Here is a 449-nt window from a genome sequence, read left to right as displayed (position 1 = left end):
GTATAAATTATAATCAAGCAACCTCAGCCGAATTCATGCTAAAATGCTCGGCTTTCATCTTTGATCTATTTTTTGATCCTCCATCTGCCAGCCGAGAATTGCTAGCCATGTCTACTGCTTATACCATGCAGACAGCGCCTACAGCGTTGTTTGATTACGACAAATATTGGGCGTCGTGTTTTGAACCTGCGCCATTTTTGCCGATGTCACGCGAGGAGATGGATCAACTCGGCTGGGACAGTTGTGACTTTATTTTAGTCTGTGGCGATGCCTATATTGATCATCCTTCATTCTGTTCAGGCATTATTGGCCGTACCCTAGAAGCGCAAGGCTTCCGTGTCGGGATTATTGCGCAGCCAGACTGGACCAGTGTTGAAGCCTTCCGTGTATTGGGTAAACCAAACATTGCATGGGGTGTGACAGCAGGTAACATGGACTCGATGATCAAC

1 pseudogene is annotated in these 449 nt (G+C 46.5%); it reads left to right on the top strand.

Annotated elements, in window-relative coordinates:
• Positions 1-107: 107 nt before the first annotated feature.
• Positions 108-449, top strand: a pseudogene (locus tag B4033_RS11655) (YgiQ family radical SAM protein); the annotation flags it as partial.

The sequence above is a fragment of the Acinetobacter sp. UBA3132 genome (assembly GCF_002364825.1).
GTDB classification, from domain to species: domain Bacteria; phylum Pseudomonadota; class Gammaproteobacteria; order Pseudomonadales; family Moraxellaceae; genus Acinetobacter; species Acinetobacter schindleri.
Note: the sequence above shows the minus strand (reverse complement) of the source record. Positions and strands in the feature narration are given on the sequence as shown.